The following is a 2,363-nucleotide window of genomic DNA, read 5'->3' as shown; positions in this document are numbered from 1 at the left end:
TAGACGATAAGGTTTGGCACCGACCTACTCTCCCACATTTTACTGCAGTACCATCGGCTCTGGCGGGCTTAACTTCTCTGTTCGGAATGGGAAGAGGTGGACACCGCCGATATAGGCACCTGAATTTCTTTTGTTGAGGTAAAAGGTGAAAGGTGAAAGCTAAAAGGTTTGAAACCTTTCGCCTTTGTCCTTTGGCCTTTAAGCCTTAACAATGACATATTATTGAAAGAAGGAATTGATTCAAGAGAAAACAACAGCTTTGTGTTGAGTGATGAGTTTTAAGTTCCGGGTTTTGAGTTATTGCTAACTCATCACTCTACACTCTTAACTCATCACTTTAATTACCTGCTATGAGAAAGCTTCGGGCTATTAGTATCACTTGGCTATGATGTCACCACCTTTATACCTATGACCTATCAACGTAGTAGTCTCCTACGACCCTATAAGGAAGTCTCATCTCGTGGCTAGTTTCGCACTTAGATGCTTTCAGCGCTTATCTATTCCCAACGTAGCTACTCTGCAGTACACCTGGCGGCATAACAGATTCACCAGAGGTTAGTCCAACCCGGTCCTCTCGTACTAAGGTCAGCCCCACTCAAACTTCCAACGCCCACAACAGATAGGGACCGAACTGTCTCGCGACGTTCTGAACCCAGCTCGCGTGCCACTTTAATGAGCGAACAGCTCAACCCTTGGGACCTTCTCCAGCCCCAGGATGTGACGAGCCGACATCGAGGTGCCAAACCTCCCCGTCGATATGAGCTCTTGGGGGAGATCAGCCTGTTATCCCCAGCGTACCTTTTATCCTTTGAGCGATGGCCCTTCCATGCAGAACCACCGGATCACTATATCCGTCTTTCGACCCAGCTCGACTTGTCTGTCTCACTGTCAAGCAAGCTTATGCTATTGCACTCCGCATACGGTTACCAAGCGTATTGAGCTTACCTTTGAAAGCCTCCGTTACCTTTTTGGAGGCGACCACCCCAGTCAAACTACCCGCCAAACAATGTCCTCCTTATGCAAAGAGTTAGACACCAAATACAGAAAGGGTGGTATTTCAACGTTGACTAACCGACTCCTGGCGAAGCCGGATCACAGTCTCCCACCTATCCTACACATCCTGTATCCGATATCAATGTTAAGTTGTAGTGAAGGTGCATGGGGTCTTTCCGTCCCGTTGCGGGTAACCGGCGTCTTCACCGATACCACAATTTCACCGAGCTCATGGCTGAGACAGCGCCCAGATCGTTACACCATTCGTGCAGGTCGGAACTTACCCGACAAGGAATTTCGCTACCTTAGGACCGTTATAGTTACGGCCGCCGTTTACCGGGGCTTCGATTCAATGCTTCGCCTTGCGACTAACATCCCCTCTTAACCTTCCGGCACCGGGCAGGTGTCAGGCCATATACGTCATCTTTCGATTTTGCATAGCCATGTGTTTTTGTTAAACAGTCGCCTGGGCCTTTTCACTGCGGCTGCCATTGCTGACAGCGCCCCTTCTCCCGAAGTTACAGGGCCATTTTGCCGAGTTCCTTAGCCATGATTCACTCGAGCACCTTAGGATCCTCTCCTCGACTACCTGTGTCGGTTTACGGTACGGGTTTTTATAACCTGAAGCTTAGCGGGTTTTCTTGGAAGTCTGATTACCTGAACTATCCCATCCCCCGAAGGTTCCGAGTACTATCAGCTTTCAGCAAGGTCTGCGTACTTAACTACAAACCCTATACCTACGGCCTTTAACGAACTATTCCGTCAGTTCGCGTCAGTGTCACTACTCCGTCACCGCATCGCAGTTATAAAAAGTACTGGAATATTAACCAGTTGTCCATCGGCTACGCCCTTCGGCTTCACCTTAGGCCCCGACTAACCCTGATCCGATTAGCGTTGATCAGGAAACCTTAGTCTTTCGGTGGGCGGGTTTCTCTCCCGCCTTATCGTTACTTATGCCTACATTTGCTTTTCTATTACCTCCACCACCGCTTGTCGCGTATGGCTTCGCCGGACAATAGAATGCTCCCCTACCAGATGCATTACTGCAAATCCATAGCTTCGGTATACTGTTTAATGCCCGTTTATTATCCATGCCCGATCGCTCGACTAGTGAGCTGTTACGCACTCTTTAAATGAATGGCTGCTTCCAAGCCAACATCCTAGCTGTCTGTGCAATCGGACCTCGTTAGTTCAACTTAACAGTAATTTGGGGACCTTAGCTGATGGTCTGGGTTCTTTCCCTCTCGGCCATGGACCTTAGCACCCATAGCCTCACTGCAGTGTATATTAAATAGCATTCGGAGTTTGTCTGGATTTGGTAGGATATGACTCCCCCGCACCCAATCAGTAGCTCTACCTCTATTTAACTT

2 rRNA genes are annotated in these 2,363 nt (G+C 48.7%); both read right to left on the bottom strand.

Going from position 1 to position 2,363, the window contains the following annotated elements:
- Nucleotides 1–11 precede the first annotated feature (11 nt).
- Nucleotides 12–123 (bottom strand): 5S ribosomal RNA (gene rrf, locus IRJ16_RS22760).
- A 226-nt stretch (nt 124–349) separates the two neighbouring features.
- Nucleotides 350–2,363, bottom strand: a 23S ribosomal RNA gene (locus tag IRJ16_RS22755); the annotation flags it as partial.

The sequence above is a fragment of the Mucilaginibacter myungsuensis genome (genome assembly GCF_015222005.1).
GTDB classification, from domain to species: domain Bacteria; phylum Bacteroidota; class Bacteroidia; order Sphingobacteriales; family Sphingobacteriaceae; genus Mucilaginibacter; species Mucilaginibacter myungsuensis.
The sequence above is the reverse complement of the archived record's forward strand: the minus strand, read 5'-3'. Positions and strand labels throughout refer to the sequence as shown.